The 16,279-nt window shown below is 66.7% G+C and carries 14 protein-coding genes and 3 tRNA genes; 9 read left to right on the top strand and 8 right to left on the bottom strand.

Going from position 1 to position 16,279, the window contains the following annotated elements:
* The first annotated feature begins 79 nt into the window (after positions 1 to 79).
* The 7 genes from recX (at position 80) to HMPREF3113_RS02565 (ending at position 8,503) form a co-directional block, all read left to right on the top strand.
* Positions 80 to 571 (top strand): recombination regulator RecX, encoded by a 492-nt coding sequence (recX, locus tag HMPREF3113_RS02595; protein ID WP_019183313.1) that lies wholly within the window; start codon positions 80 to 82, stop codon positions 569 to 571.
* Positions 572 to 678: 107 nt separating this feature from the next.
* Positions 679 to 3,327, top strand: a complete 2,649-nt coding sequence (gene alaS, locus HMPREF3113_RS02590; RefSeq protein ID WP_070470643.1) for an alanine--tRNA ligase — start codon at positions 679 to 681, stop codon at positions 3,325 to 3,327.
* 144 nt (positions 3,328 to 3,471) lie between these two features.
* On the top strand, positions 3,472 to 3,675 hold the full coding sequence (gene csrA, locus HMPREF3113_RS02585; RefSeq protein ID WP_019183311.1) for a carbon storage regulator CsrA: 204 nt from the start codon (positions 3,472 to 3,474) through the stop codon (positions 3,673 to 3,675).
* Between the two features lie 81 nt (positions 3,676 to 3,756).
* Positions 3,757 to 3,849 (top strand) — tRNA-Ser (locus tag HMPREF3113_RS02580).
* A 327-nt stretch (positions 3,850 to 4,176) separates the two neighbouring features.
* Positions 4,177 to 4,818, top strand: a complete 642-nt coding sequence (locus HMPREF3113_RS02575; RefSeq protein WP_080341551.1) for an ankyrin repeat domain-containing protein — start codon at positions 4,177 to 4,179, stop codon at positions 4,816 to 4,818.
* Positions 4,819 to 4,933: 115 nt separating this feature from the next.
* Positions 4,934 to 6,082: an aldo/keto reductase gene (locus HMPREF3113_RS02570; RefSeq protein WP_046273628.1), complete on the top strand. Its 1,149-nt coding sequence runs from the start codon at positions 4,934 to 4,936 to the stop codon at positions 6,080 to 6,082.
* Between the two features lie 282 nt (positions 6,083 to 6,364).
* Entirely contained in the window at positions 6,365 to 8,503 is a 2,139-nt protein-coding gene (locus HMPREF3113_RS02565; RefSeq protein WP_102788303.1) for a TonB-dependent siderophore receptor, read from the top strand.
* Between the two features lie 58 nt (positions 8,504 to 8,561).
* Here HMPREF3113_RS02565 and HMPREF3113_RS02560 read toward each other — a convergent pair whose 3' ends face one another.
* Complete coding sequence (locus tag HMPREF3113_RS02560) at positions 8,562 to 9,263, bottom strand: pirin family protein (RefSeq protein WP_070470639.1); 702 nt, start codon at positions 9,261 to 9,263, stop codon at positions 8,562 to 8,564.
* 140 nt (positions 9,264 to 9,403) lie between these two features.
* Between HMPREF3113_RS02560 and HMPREF3113_RS02555 the strand changes: the two genes are divergently transcribed.
* Both HMPREF3113_RS02555 and HMPREF3113_RS02550 read left to right on the top strand, forming a co-directional pair.
* Positions 9,404 to 10,330, top strand: coding sequence for a LysR family transcriptional regulator (locus HMPREF3113_RS02555; RefSeq protein ID WP_070470637.1), 927 nt, complete (start codon positions 9,404 to 9,406; stop codon positions 10,328 to 10,330).
* Positions 10,331 to 10,485: 155 nt separating this feature from the next.
* Entirely contained in the window at positions 10,486 to 11,634 is a 1,149-nt protein-coding gene (locus HMPREF3113_RS02550) for an alpha/beta fold hydrolase (RefSeq protein WP_070427101.1), read from the top strand.
* Between the two features lie 59 nt (positions 11,635 to 11,693).
* Here the strand turns inward: HMPREF3113_RS02550 and HMPREF3113_RS02545 are convergent.
* The 7 genes from HMPREF3113_RS02545 to HMPREF3113_RS02515 all read right to left on the bottom strand — a co-directional run bounded on the left by HMPREF3113_RS02545 (position 11,694) and on the right by HMPREF3113_RS02515 (position 16,255).
* A tRNA-Arg gene (locus HMPREF3113_RS02545) sits at positions 11,694 to 11,770 on the bottom strand.
* A gap of 54 nt (positions 11,771 to 11,824) precedes the next feature.
* A tRNA-Arg gene (locus HMPREF3113_RS02540) sits at positions 11,825 to 11,901 on the bottom strand.
* A 62-nt stretch (positions 11,902 to 11,963) separates the two neighbouring features.
* Positions 11,964 to 12,803 (bottom strand): alpha/beta hydrolase family protein, encoded by an 840-nt coding sequence (locus HMPREF3113_RS02535; protein ID WP_070470635.1) that lies wholly within the window; start codon positions 12,801 to 12,803, stop codon positions 11,964 to 11,966.
* On the bottom strand, positions 12,800 to 13,609 hold the full coding sequence (gene thiD / locus HMPREF3113_RS02530; protein ID WP_070470633.1) for a bifunctional hydroxymethylpyrimidine kinase/phosphomethylpyrimidine kinase: 810 nt from the start codon (positions 13,607 to 13,609) through the stop codon (positions 12,800 to 12,802). Before thiD ends, HMPREF3113_RS02535 begins: the two co-directional genes overlap by 4 nt.
* Before the next feature lie 43 nt (positions 13,610 to 13,652).
* Positions 13,653 to 14,324, bottom strand: a complete 672-nt coding sequence (locus HMPREF3113_RS02525; protein WP_019183301.1) for a YoaK family protein — start codon at positions 14,322 to 14,324, stop codon at positions 13,653 to 13,655.
* Between the two features lie 30 nt (positions 14,325 to 14,354).
* On the bottom strand, positions 14,355 to 14,834 hold the full coding sequence (locus HMPREF3113_RS02520) for a hypothetical protein (RefSeq protein WP_046273637.1): 480 nt from the start codon (positions 14,832 to 14,834) through the stop codon (positions 14,355 to 14,357).
* Positions 14,835 to 14,857: 23 nt separating this feature from the next.
* Positions 14,858 to 16,255: a PhoH family protein gene (locus HMPREF3113_RS02515; protein ID WP_070470631.1), complete on the bottom strand. Its 1,398-nt coding sequence runs from the start codon at positions 16,253 to 16,255 to the stop codon at positions 14,858 to 14,860.
* Positions 16,256 to 16,279: the final 24 nt, after the last annotated feature.

Genomic DNA, 16,279 nt, shown 5'->3' with positions numbered 1-16,279 from the left:
GACGCCTGCCCTGGCCCGCAGTTCCACCAATCCCCGACGGGATGGCGCCAAGGATGGCGCACTGTAATGATAGGCGGCCATGCACGATTCCGATCCCCCCGCACCCCGGCGCAAGCGCCGTGTCCAGGAACAGACGCCGGTCCAGCGGGCGTTGGGGTTGCTGGTGCGCCGCGAGCATTCGCGCAAAGAGCTGACCCGCAAGCTGCAGGCCCGGGGCATCGAGAACGAGGCCGCCGAAGCGGCCGTCAGCAAGCTGGCCGAGGCCGGCTGGCAGGACGACACCCGCTTTGCCGAGAATCTGGTCCGGATCCGGGCCAATACCGGCTATGGGCCGATCCACATCCGCGCCGAACTGGGCACGCATGGCCTGGATAGTGATCAGATCGCTGCCGCCATGGATACTTTCGAAGGCGACTGGACCGAGAACGCCCGCGACCTGGTCTGCCGCCGTTTCGGCGAGGCCGGCCCGCAGGAACTGCCACAGCGGCGCAAAGCGGCCGATCTGCTGGCCCGCCGCGGCTTCCCCGGCGACAGTATCCGCCAGGCCACCCGTTACGACCCTGAGGACTGAGCGGCCCGGGCCTGATACCCTTTGTGGTTTCGGCGGTCCTGCAGTTGACACCCGGCCATTGGGGCTGCGTGCCAGGGACTGACCGGCCCGCACAAAGCCAGCCCCCCATGAACGCATCCGTCAAATTCACTACCTCCCAGATCCGCAGCGATTTCCTTGAGTTCTTCAAGGGCAAGGGTCATACGATCGTGCCGTCGGCGCCGTTGGTGCCGGGCAATGATCCGACCCTGCTGTTCACCAATTCCGGCATGGTGCAGTTCAAGGACGTGTTCCTTGGCGCCGAGAAGCGCAGCTACGTGCGCGCGGCCGACGTCCAGCGCTGCCTGCGCGCCGGTGGCAAGCACAACGACCTGGACCAGGTCGGTTACACCGCGCGCCATCACACCTTCTTTGAAATGCTGGGCAACTGGTCCTTCGGCGATTACTTCAAGAAGGATGCCATCGCCTGGGCATGGGAGCTGCTGACCCAGGTCTGGAAGCTGCCGGCCGAGCGCCTGCTGGTCACCGTCTACCAGACCGATGACGAGGCCTACGCGCTGTGGCGCGACATGGTCGGCATTCCGGAATCGCGCATCGTGCGCATCGGCGACAACAAGGGTGCGCCGTTCGCCTCGGACAACTTCTGGCAGATGGCCGAGACCGGCCCGTGCGGTCCGTGCACCGAGATCTTCTATGACCACGGCGACCACATCGCCGGCGGCCCCCCGGGCTCGCCCGACGAAGACGGCGATCGCTTCATCGAGATCTGGAACCTGGTCTTCATGCAGTTCGACCGCCAGCCCGACGGCACCCTGTTGCCGCTGCCGGCGCCGTGCGTGGATACCGGCATGGGCCTGGAGCGCCTGGCCGCGATCCTGCAGCACGTCCATACCAATTATGAAATCGACCTGTTCCAGGCGCTGATCCGCAAGGCCAGCGAGCTGACCGGCATGGCCGATCTGGAGAACAAGTCGCTGCGCGTGATCGCCGATCACATCCGCGCGTGTTCGTTCCTGATCGTCGATGGCGTGCTGCCGTCCAACGAAGGCCGCGGCTACGTGCTGCGCCGTATCATCCGCCGCGCGCTGCGCCATGGCTGGATGCTCGGCGTGCGCCAGCCGTTCTTCAGCAAGCTGGTGCCGACCCTGGTCGAGCAGATGGGCGTGGCCTATCCGGAACTGCCGGCCCAGGTCGACACCGTCGTGCGCGCCCTGCAGGCCGAGGAAGAGCGTTTTGCTGAAACGCTGGATTCGGGCATGAAGATCTTCGACGACGTCGCGGCCAAGGTCAGCAACGGCGTGATCCCCGGCGTGGATGCGTTCCGCCTGTACGACACCTACGGTTTCCCGCTCGATCTCACCCAGGACATCGCGCGCGAGCGTGACCTGACCGTGGACATCGACGGCTTCAACGCCGCGATGGAGACCCAGCGCGAGACCGCGCGCGCGGCCGGCAAGTTCGGCGGCGGCGTGACCCTGTCGGCCGATCTGGTCGCCACGCTCAAGCCGACCGTGTTCCTTGGGTACGACCGCCTGCAGGCCGACGACCTCACCGTGGTCGCCATCCTCAAGGACGGCCGCCCGGCGGAGACCGCCCAGGCCGGTGACGACGTCATCGTGCTGACCAACCAGACCCCGTTCTACGCCGAATCCGGCGGCCAGGTCGGCGACAACGGCACCCTGACCGGCGCGGGCGTGCAGGTGGACATCCGCGACACGCAGAAGTTTGCCGGCCAGTTCCATGGCCATGTGGGCAGGCTCACCCAGGGCAGCCTGAAGGTCGGCGACGTGCTGTCCGGCCAGGTCGATGGCAAGCGCCGCGGCGCCACCATCCTCAACCACTCGGCCACCCACCTGCTGCATGCCGCCCTGCGCGAAGTGCTGGGCACCCACGTGCAGCAGAAGGGCTCGCTGGTTGCGCCTGATCGCCTGCGCTTCGACTTCTCGCACTTCGCGCCGATCAGCGCCGAGGACCTGGCGATCATCGAGCGCAAGGTCAACGAGCAGGTGCGTGCCAACAACGCGGCCGAAGTCCACAACATGGGCATGCAGGAAGCGCTCGACTTCGGCGCGATGGCACTGTTCGGCGAGAAGTACGGCGAACACGTGCGCGTGCTGAAGATGGGCGACTACTCCACCGAACTGTGTGGCGGTACGCATGTCTCGCGCACCGGCGACATCGGTCTGTTCAAGATCACCGCCGAAGGTGGCGTGTCCTCCGGCGTGCGCCGTATCGAAGCGGTGACCGGGCAGGGCGCCCTGGATTACGTGGCCCATGAAGAAGCCCAGCTGAGTGAAGCGGCCGCACTGCTCGGCGGTAACGCCGGTGACGTGGTCGACAAGATCCGCCAGCTCGGCGAGCGCCAGAAGAAGCTCGAGCGCGAACTCGACGCACTCAAGGCCAAACAGGCTGCGGGCGCGACCGCCGATCTTGGCGCCGGCGCAGTGGAGGTCAAGGGCGTCAAGATCCTGGCCGCGCGCCTGGAAGGCTTCGACGCCAAGGCCCTGCGCGATGCCATCGACCGCCTCAAGCAGCAGCTCGGTGATGCGGTGATCGTGCTGGCCGGCACCCAGGACGGCAAGGCCGCCTTGGTCGCGGGCGTGAACGGCAGCGCAATGGGCAAGGTCAAGGCCGGGGAACTGTTGGCCCATATCGCCAGTCAGATCGGGGGCAAGGGCGGCGGCCGCCCGGACCTCGCCCAGGGTGGTGGTGAGGACGGGCCCGCCCTTGCTTCTGCACTGGCCGCCGTCGTCGACTGGGTCACCCCCCGTATCTGAACAACCTGACGGTTCCTGCTCCTTGAAGGGGCGGGAGGCCTGACGGTACTATGGCGAATCTTTTCCCGTTGTCGTGGGGCGCTCTTGCCGGGGCGCCAAGCCGGTGGGGAAATGCCACCACCGGTTCCCTGGAGACTTGAACAAATGTTGATCCTGACTCGCCGCGTAGGCGAAACCCTGATGATCGGTGACTCGGTCAGCGTGACCGTGCTCGGCGTCAAGGGCAACCAGGTGCGTATCGGTATCACCGCTCCGAAGGACGTGGCCGTGCACCGCGAAGAGATTTACCAGCGCATCCAGCGCGGTGATGAGCCGAATGCATCCGGAAGTGAAAATTCTTCGGATTAAGGCTTTACCTGAGGGCGCGGAAAACGTTATTATTCGCGCCCCCGCTGAGATGATTCATCGCAGTGGCGGACCAAGAACACTGGAGCGGTGCCCGAGTGGCTGAAGGGGCTCCCCTGCTAAGGGAGTATAGGGCTTAAAACTCTATCGAGGGTTCGAATCCCTCCCGCTCCGCCAGTTGTAGAAAAGGCCTTCGTACGCAAGTACGGAGGCCTTTTTCTTTATGCGATCCGGCTCAGGCGACCGATGTGCAGGCCGCCTCGATCCGATACCCAACCGGATCGATAAGGAAGGCGGCGTAATAGTGATCGCCATACGCATGAAACCGGCGGAACGCGCGTCGGCCGACGCATTCGGATGGCGAATGCAGTCGATCCCCAATCTTCATTGGTGCCGGCGCGGCGGCTCGGCTACGGTCGTTCTCCAGCGGCGCCCACCGGGCGCCCCCGTGGAAGGAGCAGGAACATGTCGATGGGAAGGAGGTCGCTACGCGGCTGGGTGGTCATGAGCCTGCTGATGGGCATGGTCATGCCGGCCGGTGCCGCTTCGTTGGATGAGCGGCTGCATCGGGCAGCGGAGAAGGGCGATGCCACTGCAGTGCGTACGCTGCTGGGGCAGGGCGCCAGGGTGGATGCGCGCGGCGTGGCGAAGGCGACACCGTTGCTGGTTGCGACCCACCACAATCACGTGGAGGCCGCGCTTGCGCTGATCCAGGCGGGTGCCGACGTCAATGCCAAGGATGCGATCCAGGACAGCCCCTATCTCTACGCCGGTGCCCGCGGGCATCTCGAGATCCTGCGCGCGACCCTGGCGGCCGGTGCGGACTTGAAGAGCACCAATCGCTACGGTGGCACTGCACTCATTCCGGCGGCCGAACGCGGGCACGTGGAGACCGTGGCGACGCTGATCGCTGCCGGCGTCGAGGTGGATCATGTCAACAACCTGCAGTGGACCGCGCTGCTGGAGGCGATCATCCTCGCCGATGGCGGCCCGCGGCATGTCGAGATCGTCCGTCAGCTCATCGCGGCGGGCGCGGATGTGAACCTGCCCGACGGTGACGGCGTTAGCCCGCTGCAGCATGCACGCCAGCGCGGGTACCGCGCGATCGAGACGCTGCTTCTCGCCGCCGGCGCTGCCCAGGGCTGAGCATCCGCACGGCGGCGGGGGGAGCAATGTTGCCGCTGCCTTGACGCGGCAACGGCATGCTCTGCACCACCGTTCTGCGACGCTGTGCGCTTCCCCCGCAGAATCAGGAGTCGCCGTGAACGCACGTCGCCACTTCCTCTCCGTTGCAGCCGCCGGCACCGCAGCCTTCGCCGCTTCACCGTTGATGGCGCAGTCGTCCGGCCCGGGCAGCGTCCTGCCCACCCGCGGCCAGGCCTCGACGAAACCCTTGCCCGGCAATCCGGCGCAGCAGGGCAGGCGCTATCGTCCGCAGACCCGCCTGGGCCTGGGCGGTGTCGCGATCGGCAATGGCTTCGCGGCCGCCAGCGACGCACAGAGTGAAGCCACGCTGGCAGCGGCCTATGCGGCAGGCGTGCGCTATTACGACACGTCACCCTGGTACGGGCTCGGCCTGAGCGAGCGCCGCTACGGCCATCACCTGCACAACCACCCGGCGCGCGAGTACACGCTGTCGACCAAGGTCGGCCGGCTGCTGACCGCGACCGCCGGTGAACTGCAGGAGGTGATGTGGAAGGATCCCTCGCCGTTCCATTACCGCTACGACTACTCCGCCGACGGCACGCGGCGTTCGGTGGAGGACAGCCTCAACCGGCTTGGTGTGTCGCAGCTGGATGTGGTCTTCATCCATGACCTCTCGCCGGACAACGAGAAAGACCTGGGCATGCCGTGGGAGCAGCGCTTCGCGGAAGCGGCGAAGGGCGCCATGCCAGCACTGACCCGCATGCGCGAGGAGGGCTTGATCAAGGCGTGGGGCTTCGGTGTGAACCGTCCCGAGCCCGCCCTGCGTGCGGTGGCCGAGGCGGATCCGGACATCTTCCTGCTCGCCTGCCAGTACTCGCTGCTCGACCACGAGCAGGCCCTGCACGACACCTTCCCCAAGATCGCCGCACACGGAGCATCGGTAGTGGTCGGCTCGCCGCTGCTGGCTGGCTACCTGGCTGGGCGCGATCGCTATCTGTATGACGGCAAGGTGCCGTCGTGGGCGCCGGAAAAGCGTGCCAGGGTGCAGGCCATCTGTGATCGCCATGGCGTGGACCTGCGCACCGCGGCGCTGCAGTTCGCCGATGCGCCGGAGGTGGTCTCGGCGGTCATTCCGGGCGCGCGCACGCCCGAACAGGTGCTGGCCAACGTCGCTTCCATGTCCGTGGCGGTGCCGGGCGCCTTCTGGGCAGAGCTCAAGCAGGAAAAGCTGATTGCCTCCGATGCGCCGGTGCCGCGCGGCTGACCAGGCCGAAGCGCCGGCAGATCGCTTGAGCTGAGCGGCGCGCCAACCCGACCCATCACGCCCCGCGCCCAGTGGGGCGTGGCCGGGCGCCGTCCGCGTCCCTGGGCGGGCTGGCCTTCCGCTGGCCCGCCGGATGCGGCATCATGCCGCCCAATCGTTCCCTCCAGCCGCCGCCAGAGGAATCCCTTCCTGCCTGGAGGCATTGCCGTGTCCGTCGTTCCGTTCCGTGTTGCCCCGATCCATTCGGGTCGTCGTCGTGCTGTTCCCTCGATCTCCCCGCTGATGCAGGCGATGGGCTGCGTGCTGGGCCTGGCCCTGTCCGCGTCTGCCGTGCAGGCCGAAGAGGCGCCGGCGGGCGAGGCACCTGCCAAGGACGGCGCACAGACCCTGCAGACCGTGCAGGTCACCGCCAACCAGCTCGGCACCGTCACCGAGGGCAGTGATTCGTACACGCCCGGCACGATCGCCACCGCCACCCGCCTGGTGCTCAGTCCGCGCCAGACGCCGCAGTCGATCAGCGTGATCACCCGGCAGGAAATGAACGACTTCGGGCTCAACGGCATCGATGACGTCATGAAGGTCACGCCCGGCGTGAGCATCGTCACCTATGACAGCGAGCGCACCGAGTACTACGCGCGTGGCTTTGCGGTGCAGAACTTCCAGTACGACGGCATCCCGATGGCGCGCGATTCGGCCTACTCGGCCGGCAACACGCTCAGCGACATGGCCATCTATGACCGCATCGAAGTGCTCAAGGGCGCCACCGGCCTGCTGACCGGCATGGGCGATCCGGGCGCGACCATCAACCTGGTGCGCAAGAAGCCGACCCGCGAACTGGCTGGCAGCGCCACGCTGGGCGTGGGCTCGTGGGACAGCTATCGCGCCGAGGTCGATGTCGGCGGGCCGCTCACTGAAAGTGGCCGCGTGCGCGGCCGCGTCGTGGGCGCCTACCAGGACAAGCATTCCAATGCCGACCACTACCAGCGCAGCAATGAAGTCTTCTACGGCATTCTCGAGGCCGACGTCGGCGAGAGCACCCTGCTGACTGTCGGTGCCGATTACCAGGACAGCGATCCGGAAGGGTCCAGCTGGGGTGGCATTCCGCTGCTGGACAGCGAGGGCAACTTCAACAGGATGCCGCGCTCGTTCAACAACGGCGCACGCTGGAGCCGCTGGGGCCAGTACGCCCGTACCGGCTTCGCCACGCTGGAGCACACCTTCGCCAATGACTGGGTCGCCAAGTTGCAGCTCAATCACCAGGTCAACGGGTATGACGCCTCGCTGGGCGCGGCGGCCGGTGGCAATCCCGATCCGGTCACCGGTGAGGGCGTGAGCATGTGGCTGGGCCAGTACATCGGCAAGACGACCAGCAATGCGGCCGATCTGTACGTCAGCGGCAAGTTCGAGTGGTTCGGCCGGCAGCATGAGCTGGTGGTCGGTGGCAGCGTGTCGCGCAAGCGCTGGGTCAACAACGGCTACTCGCCGCAGCCGGGCTATGTCAGCAGCGTTGCCGACTACTACGCCTGGACCGGCGATGTGCCCGAGCCGGATTGGCAGTGGGGCTACGGTGACAACCAGGTCACCCGCGAAAGCGGTGCCTACGTGGTGGGCCGTTTCGACCTGGCCGATCCGCTCAAGCTGATCCTCGGCAGCCGCATCGCCAACTACAAGTCTCCGGATACCGACGAGAGCGGCGTGGTCGTGCCGTATGCCGGCCTGGTGTACGACCTCAATCGCAACGTCTCGGTGTTCGCCAGCTACAGCACCATCTTCAAGCCGCAGGGCAACCAGGACGAGCAGGGCCGGGTGCTCGATCCGCTGGAAGGGCGCAGCTACGAAGCCGGCCTGAAAGCGGAGTTCTACGATGGCCGCCTCAATGCCAGTGCGGCGGTGTTCCAGCTGGAACAGGACAACTACGCGCAGCCGACCGGCGGCAGGACGCCGAGTGGCGGCATCGCCTATGAAGGCCTGATGGGCGTGCGCACCAAGGGATATGAGCTGGAGGTGTCCGGTCAGCTGGCGCCGGGCTGGCAGGTGCAGGGCGGCTACGCGCACAAGATCGCGCGCCAGCAGTCCGCCAAGGTCTCCACGCTGGAGCCGGAAGACCAGTTCAGCGTGCACACCAGCTACCGGCTCACCGGTGTGGCTGATGGCTGGAGCCTCGGCGGTGGCGCGCGCTGGCAGGGCAGCACCTTCGGCACCATCACCAACCCGGCCACCGGCGGAAGCCAGGTCCATCGCACCGAGCCCTATTGGCTGCTCGATGCGATGGCGCGTTACCAGTTCAATGACCAGCTCTCGGCGACGCTCAACGTCAACAACCTGCTGGACAAGCACTACTACACGATCTTCAGCTGGTACAGCACCTACACCTGGGGTGAGCCTCGCAACGTCCGGCTGACGCTGAACTACAGATTCTGATCCACGCAACGAACGACACCCCGGGCAACCGGGGTGTCTGCGTTTCCGCGCCTGGTGATTACAGCGCGACGTCGAACACGATGACTTCCGCATCATTGGCGTTCTCCAGCGTCAGCTGCGCCTCGTCGCTGACCTGCAGCGCATCGCCGGTTTCCAGGGTGATGCCGTTGACCTGCAGCTGCCCGCGGGCCACCTGTACATAGGCGCCGCGGCCCGGGGCCAGCGGCAGGTGGACGCGCTCGTCACCGTCCAGGATCGTGGCGTAGAGGTTGGCATCCTGGTGGATCAGCAGCGAACCCTCACGGCCATCGCGCGAAGCGATCAGGCGCAGCTGGCCGCGCTTGGTCTCCGGCGCGAAGTGGGTCTCCTGGTAGCTCGGGGTGATGTTTTCCTGATCGGGGAACAGCCAGATCTGCAGGAAGTGCACCGCCTCGTCGGCCGAGTGGTTGAACTCGCTGTGGCTGACGCCGCTGCCGGCGCTCATGCGCTGCACATCGCCGTAGCGCAGCACCGAACCGGTGCCCATCGAGTCCTTGTGCTCCAGCGCGCCGCCGAGCACGTAGGAGACGATCTCCATGTTGCTGTGGCTGTGGGTGCCGAAACCCTGGCCGCCCTGCACGCGGTCTTCGTTGATCACCCGCAGCGGCCCGAAGCTGACGTAGCGCGGGTCGTAGTAATTGGCGAAGGAGAAGGTGTGCATGGAGTTCAGCCAGCCATGGTCGGCCTTGCCACGGGTGTTGCTCTTGCGGATCTGCAGCATGGGAATCTCCTGGGTGTTCGATGGTTTCGATGGCGGTCCGGGGTGGTCGCTGCCGTTCCCTTTCCTGTTGCGGCCAGTATCCGCTTGCTCCGACCGCTTGAAAAACGGATAGTTTCGCAAGCCATCATCGAAAATTTCGAATGCTCAAGCTCAGCCTCGACGCCCTGCAGATCCTGGACGCCATCGACCGCCGTGGCTCGTTCGCCTCGGCCGGCAAGGCCCTGCACAAGGTGCCCTCGACCATCTCCTACACAGTCGCCAAGCTGGAAGAAGACCTGGGCGTGCAGCTGTTCGACCGGGTCGGGCCGCGCGCGCACCTGACCCCGGCCGGGGAGGCGCTGCTGGAAGAGGGGCGCCATCTGCTGCGGGCCGCCCGCGAGCTGGAGATGCGGGTGCGGCGCGTGGCCTCCGGCTGGGAAGCCGAGCTGACCGTGGCGGTCGATTCGATGTTCGTACCGGCGCTGCTGGCCGAGGACGTACGAGCCTTCAATGCGGTGGCCGAACAGACCCGGATGCGGCTGATCACTGAATCGCTCTCGGGCACGTGGGAGGCATTGCTGGACCGGCGCGCGGACCTGCTGGTCGGCGCGCCGGGTGAGGGGCCCAGTGGCGGCGGCTACGTAGTCGAGCCGATGGGCGTGGTGCGCTTCGTGTTCGCCGTGTCGCCCTCACATCCATTGGCGGCCGCGCCCGAACCGTTGGGCCGTGAGCAGCTGGCCACCCACTGCGCGATCGCCGTGGCCGATTCGGCACGGCGGCTGCTGCCGCGTACGGTGGGCCTGCTGATGGGACAGGAAACGGTCACCGTGCCGGACATGGTCAGCAAGTTCCGCCTGCAGTGCGCCGGGCTCGGTTTCGGTTTCCTGCCCGAGCCGTATGTGCAGCAGGCGGTGCGGGACGGCCGGCTGGTGATCAAACAGGTCGAGGAACCCAAACCGGACGAGACGTTCTGGCTGGCCTGGCGCACCGGCGAGGAGGGGGCCGCATTGCGCTGGTGGCGGGAGCGGCTGCAGCGCCCGGAGGTGCTGGCGGGCTGGTGGCCCACCATGGAAGGCTGGCTGGGCTGATCGCAGGCCGGGCAGGGGCCTGCGGCGATGCCGCTGCCCGTCCGTTCAAGCTGAATGTTGGCTTGGCTGTCATCGGATGGTCATCTGGATGCGATAGAGCGGCGCTTGCGTGATCGGTACCCTGCGCGACTCGTCTGGTTTTTCCGATTCTGCCCATGAAGCGCTTGCTGCTGTTGCTGCTGGCCGGGGCTGGCCTGTGGCTGGCTGCCTGCTCTTCCTTGACCTCCACCGCTGCCTCGACCTCGTTGAGTGATCGCCTGATCGCGCCCGGCGGCGTATCCACGCTGCTGGACATGCCGCGCATCGCCGAAGCGGTGGAGAGCGTGCCCAACCGGCATGGCCGGGTGACCGGGCGCGCGGGCGTGCCGATCTTCTGGCGTGCGTTCGACCCCGGTCAGTACGGGCTGCATTACCAGTACCTGGCCCAGCAGCACGACAACGGCGAGCCGCTGCGCACCGGCATGGCGCTGGACCTGCCGCACCCGTTCCGGGCGCAGGCACCGCGCGGCACGGTGGTGCTGCTGCACGGCTGGATGATGAACGGTGATGCGATGCTGCCGTGGTCGCTGCAGCTGGCGCAGTCCGGCTACCGCGTGGTCACCATCGACCTGCGCAACCACGGCCATTCGGGTGCGGGACCGTCGGGCTACGGCACCTTCGAATCGGACGACGTGGTCGATGTCATCGCGGCGCTGAAGGCGCGTGGTGAAGTGGTCGGGCCGTTGTACCTGTTCGGGGTGTCCTATGGCGCTGCCACTGCGCTGTTCACCGCCGACAAGCTCGGCGACCAGGTCACCGGCGTGGTGGCGATGGAGTCTTTCGCCAATGCCGGCGATGCCATCCGCAGCATGATCCCGCACCTGATGTCACTGCAACCGACGGCATGGAAAGCGCAGGCGATGGCCGCCTACGGACGTTGGCGCTATGGCGGTCAGGATATCGACCAGGTGATCGCCGCCGCCAGCCAGCGGCTGGACCTGGATCTGGACCGCGTCGATGTCACCCGCGCGCTGGCCGACAGCCGCGCCTGCGTGCTGCTGTTGCATGGCCAGGACGATCAGCATGTACCGGTCGGGCAGGGGCGCCGCCTGGCGGCCGCCAGCCCGCGCGTGCACTACATCGAGCTGCGTGGCGAAGACCACATCACGCTGCCACTGCGCGTGGATCTGCTGGGCAGTGTGGTGGATGACTGGCTGGCGCATGACGACCACGCCGGTGGTGCGTGCCCCGCGCCGGAACTGCCGGGTGAAGCCGACCTGATGGCGATGCAGGCGGCACAGGCGCACGCCCCGCCGCAGGGGTGACAGTTGGGGACAACGCAAAAAAAAACAGCAACCGATGGCTGCTGTCTTCGTCGATGCAATGGTGCGCCCGGAGAGATTCGAACTCCCGACCGCCTGGTTCGTAGCCAGGTACTCTATCCAACTGAGCTACGGGCGCATTTACATCGAATTTTCATTACTGATACCGACGGCGAAATCGATACCCTGTTGATGGTGCGCCCGGAGAGATTCGAACTCCCGACCGCCTGGTTCGTAGCCAGGTACTCTATCCAACTGAGCTACGGGCGCGTCAACAGGAGCGGAATTATGCGGATCGGCGTCGCATTCGTCAACGGTTTTTGTGAAGGTCTTCATTCAAATGAATGAAAAAGGCGCTCCACCACGGCTTCCGGCGTTTTCATCCAGGCGAAGTGATCGGCACGCGTGCCCAGCGCCTGCGCACTCAACACGCTGAGCTGCGCACGCATGCCGGGCATCTTGGCCAGCAGGGCCTGCATCGAGGAAGGCGGTGCCAGCCAGTCGTGATCCATCACCACGGCAGTGGCCTGGCCCTGCAGGGTGCGCATGCCGGCCTCCAGATCGGTCGCCATGCCCGCCGCCGCATAGTGGTTGTTGAGGCCTACGCGTGACCAGTCGCGGATCAGGCCGCGCGCTTCCGTGCCGCCGAAGCCGAGCTTCTTGCCGTGCAGGACCCCTTGGCGCTGTGCCAGCCAGGGCAGGAAGCGGTACACCAGCGGCAGCGCCCAGCCGCGCGGGGCGGGGAAGGTGCGCCAGTACGGCGTGCCGCTGGCGACCAGCCACAACCGTGCGAAGCGCTGCGGGTGCAACCCGACGAAGCAGCAGGCCAGCTGACCGCCGAGGCTGTGGCCGCCGATGATCAGGGGCGTTACCGCGTCTTCGGGCATCTGGGCCAGGCTGGCCGGCAGGTCGTGTTCGAGGATCTCGCGATACCCCCAATCCTGCGTGCGCGACGGCCGCAGGCTGCTGCTGCCGTTGCCGCGCCACTCATGCAGGTACACCGCGATGCCACGCGCCGCGAGCGCATCGGCGAAGGGCAGGTAGTGGCGCGCGGCGACGCCCAGCGCCGGCAACCACAGCAGGCGTGCGCGTGGCTGCGTCGGCACGCGTGCCAGCAGTTCGAAGCGATGGCCATCGCCGGTCTGCACGGGAAGGGGAGAGGCGTCGATCATGCCGGGCGTGCCGCGCCGAAGTGGTCGATCACCAGCACCTCGCTGCGGCCCGGGTAGTAACCGCTCTGCAGGCCCCGCGCGACGTAGTCGATGGCCGCTTCGCAGGCGTTCGGCAACGACAACCCCTGGCACAGCTGCGCGGCGATCGCCGAGGCCAACGTGCAGCCGGTGCCGTGCGCATCCACCGGCAACCGGGCGTGGATGAACTCGTCGCGGGTGACGCCGTCGAAGTAGCGATCGATCACGCGGCTGCCTTCATCCAGATGGCCGCCCTTGAGCAGTACCGCGCCGGCACCCAGCTCGAGCAGCGCGTCGGCGGCATCTTCAGCGTCTTCGGCGGTGACGATGCGGCGGCCGAGCAGCAGCTCGGCTTCCGGCGTGTTGGGCGTGAGCAGCGTGGCCAGTGGAACCAGGCGCGTGCGCATGGCCTTCAGGGCGGCGTCTTCAAGCAGTTTGGCACCGCTGGTGGCGACCATGACCGGATCCAGCACGACATGCGGCGGGCGGTGCTTTTCCAGCGCGTCGGCCACCAGGCCGATCACCTCGGCATTGGCGAGCATGCCCAGCTTCACCGCATGGATATCGAAATCGGCGAAGCAGGCGTCGATCTGCGCCTGCAGGAACTCCAGTGGCGGCACGTGCACGGCGGTGACGCCGCGGGTGTTCTGTGCGGTCAGCGCGGCAATCGCCGAAAGGCCATGTACGCGATGGGCGGCGAAGGCCTTCAGGTCGGCCTGGATGCCTGCGCCACCGCCGGAATCGGAGCCGGCGATGGTCAGGGCGGAAACGGGGCTGGAAGGCGTCATGCCTCGATTGTGCAATGTTTGCCGCCGTATTGCTGCCGCGCCGTCAGCGCGCCCGCAGCAGCGCCCACTGCCGGTACAGCACGTAGCCCAGACCGGTGCCGCCGGTCAGCAGGGCAGGCGCCAGCAGCGCGTCGTAACCGAAGCGCAGGAACAACCCGGCGCCGATCACGCCGCCAGCCAGGAAACCGCTGACGATCAGGCCGCTCAGGGTCAGCCGCCGGATCGGCAGTGGCAGGCCGCGCAACAGGTGACCCAGGCCGATGCCCAGGTCGGTGAACATGCCGCTGAGATGGGTGGTGCGCACCACCGCCCCGCTGAACGTGGTCGCCATCGCGTTCTGCAGGCCGCAGGCCATCGCCGCCGCGAGCGCGCCCCAGATCTGCTGCTGTTTGAACAAGGGGATCGCGATCAGCAGCAACAGCGATTCGAGCGCCAGCACCACGCCATAGCGGCGGCCCAGCTGCAGGCCGCTGTCCTGGATGATCACGCCGCTGAGTGTGGCACCCACGCAGAAGGCGATCAGCAGTCCCCACAGATGCCCGACCACGCGCCAGTCGCGCTGGGCCAGCGCCATGCCGAGCTGGCTGGTGGTGCCGGTCATGTGGCTGACCGCCTGGTGCTCGAAGCCGAGGAAGCCGACCACGTTGACCATTCCGGCCACGCAGGACAGCGCGATCGCGCCGATCCAGACCCAGGTGGGCAGCCGGATGCTCATCCGGCGCGTGTGGTGGGGGTCACGGCACGATCAACGGCCCGCAGGCGGGCCGTTGAACTGCACATCGGAGAAACTGCCGCTGGCCGGATCGAATACCGCGCCCCAGAACTGCGCGCCGCCATCGCAGACCCGGATCGCATCGCGCGCCGGGTCGATATCGGCATCGTCGGGCAGATGGAAGGCGTTGAGATAGATCAGCTGGCGGCCGTCCATTTCGATGCCCACGTATTGGCGATCGAAATCGGCCGCCTTGGGCACCTGCGCCTCCAGCGACGGCAACTGGGCTTCCAGCTGTTCGACCTGTTGGCGGCTGGGGGCCCAGTAGCCGGTGACGCGCCCCGGCTCGCGGCCGGGGCTGGAGCGTGAGCAGGTATCCAGGACCTGGGCGGCGACGACCGGTCGCGTCACCACCCAGGACTGGCCGGTCTTGACCGCGGTCGGGACGCTGGCGCCCGGCCGTGTATTGGCAGGCGTGCAGGCGGCCGCCAGCGCAGCAAGCGCCAGCGGCAGGACCGCACGGGACAGGAAACGGCTCACAACACCTCCGAAGCGTAATCGGCCAGGCGCGAACGCTCGCCACGGCGCAGCGTGATGTGCGCGCTGTGCGGCCAGTTCTTGAAGCGGTCCACCGCGTAGGTCAGGCCCGAGGTGGTCTCGGTCAGGTACGGGGTATCGATCTGTTCCACGTTGCCCAGGCACACGATCTTGGTGCCGGGGCCGGCACGGGTGATCAGGGTCTTCATCTGCTTGGGAGTGAGGTTCTGCGCTTCATCCAGGATCAGATAGCGCGACAGGAACGTGCGGCCACGCATGAAGTTCAGCGAGCGGATCTTGATCCGGCTGGCGATCAGGTCGTTGGTCGCCGCACGGCCCCACGCGCCGCCTTCCTGGGTATGCGTGAGCACTTCCAGGTTGTCGGTCAGCGCGCCCATCCACGGCGTCATCTTCTCTTCCTCGGTACCGGGCAGGAAGCCGATGTCCTCGCCGACGCTGACCGTGGCGCGGGTCATGATGATCTCGCGGTAGCGCTGCTGGTCCATGGTCTGGGCCAGGCCGGCGGCCAGCGCCAGCAGCGTCTTGCCGGTACCGGCAGTGCCGAGCAGGGTGACGAAATCGATCTCCGGGTCCATCAGCGCGTTGAGGGCGAAGTTCTGCTCGCGGTTGCGCGCGCTGATGCCCCACACCGCGTGGCTGCCATGGCGGAAATCGTTGACCAGCGACAGCGTGATCTTCTCACCGTCCACCTTGGCCACGCGCAGTTCGACTTCATCGTCGCCCGGCAGGTAGGCGTACTGGTTGGGATGCCAGTTCTCGTCTTCGCTGGCGATGATTTCGTAACTGGTGCGTCCCTTGTCGCTCCAGCTGCGCAGGTTGTCGGTGTGCTTCTTCCAGAAGTCTTCCGGCAGCTCGGTGGCGCCGGTGTAGAGCAGGCTGAAATCGTCGAGTGCGCGGTCGTTTTCGTAATCCTCGGACACGATGCCGGCGATCGCCGCCTTGATCCGCAGGTTGATGTCCTTGGAGACGAACACCACAGGGATCTCGGGCACCTGCTCCTTCAGGGCCAGGATCGCCCCGAGGATGGCATTGTCCGGAATCACCGCGCCGAAGCTCTTGCCGGCCTCGAAGTGGCTGGTCTGGAAACGCAGCAGGCCCACGCTCTGCTTGCCGCGCAGCTGCAGCCCGTTCGGCCGCTGCAGCGGAATGCCATCGGCCAGGTTGTCCAGGCCCGAGGCCTGCACCAGCTCATTGAGGAAACGGCTGACCTGACGCGCGTTGCGGCTCGCCTCGGTGGTGCCCTTCTTGCCGTTGTCCAGCTCTTCGATCACCTGCATCGGCAGGTAGACATCATGCTCCTCGAACTTGAACAGCGCGGTCGGATCGTGCATGAGCACGTTGGTATCCAGTACGTAGATGCGCTTGCCTCGGGTCATCGTCAATTCCTGGTGGCAGAACAG

Source organism: Stenotrophomonas sp. HMSC10F06 (genome assembly GCF_001807865.1).
Lineage (GTDB): Bacteria > Pseudomonadota > Gammaproteobacteria > Xanthomonadales > Xanthomonadaceae > Stenotrophomonas > Stenotrophomonas bentonitica_A.
The sequence above is the reverse complement of the archived record's forward strand: the minus strand, read 5'-3'. Positions and strand labels throughout refer to the sequence as shown.

Coding starts and splice junctions, on each gene's coding strand:
- recX (WP_019183313.1), top strand. CDS start 80: ATGCACGATTCCGATCCCCCCGCACCCCGGCGCAAGCGCCGTGTCCAG.
- alaS (WP_070470643.1), top strand. CDS start 679: ATGAACGCATCCGTCAAATTCACTACCTCCCAGATCCGCAGCGATTTC.
- csrA (WP_019183311.1), top strand. CDS start 3,472: ATGTTGATCCTGACTCGCCGCGTAGGCGAAACCCTGATGATCGGTGAC.
- HMPREF3113_RS02575 (WP_080341551.1), top strand. CDS start 4,177: ATGAGCCTGCTGATGGGCATGGTCATGCCGGCCGGTGCCGCTTCGTTG.
- HMPREF3113_RS02565 (WP_102788303.1), top strand. CDS start 6,365: ATGCAGGCGATGGGCTGCGTGCTGGGCCTGGCCCTGTCCGCGTCTGCC.
- HMPREF3113_RS02560 (WP_070470639.1), bottom strand. CDS start 9,263: ATGCTGCAGATCCGCAAGAGCAACACCCGTGGCAAGGCCGACCATGGC.
- HMPREF3113_RS02555 (WP_070470637.1), top strand. CDS start 9,404: ATGCTCAAGCTCAGCCTCGACGCCCTGCAGATCCTGGACGCCATCGAC.
- HMPREF3113_RS02550 (WP_070427101.1), top strand. CDS start 10,486: ATGAAGCGCTTGCTGCTGTTGCTGCTGGCCGGGGCTGGCCTGTGGCTG.
- HMPREF3113_RS02535 (WP_070470635.1), bottom strand. CDS start 12,803: ATGATCGACGCCTCTCCCCTTCCCGTGCAGACCGGCGATGGCCATCGC.
- thiD (WP_070470633.1), bottom strand. CDS start 13,609: ATGACGCCTTCCAGCCCCGTTTCCGCCCTGACCATCGCCGGCTCCGAT.
- HMPREF3113_RS02525 (WP_019183301.1), bottom strand. CDS start 14,324: ATGAGCATCCGGCTGCCCACCTGGGTCTGGATCGGCGCGATCGCGCTG.
- HMPREF3113_RS02515 (WP_070470631.1), bottom strand. CDS start 16,255: ATGACCCGAGGCAAGCGCATCTACGTACTGGATACCAACGTGCTCATG.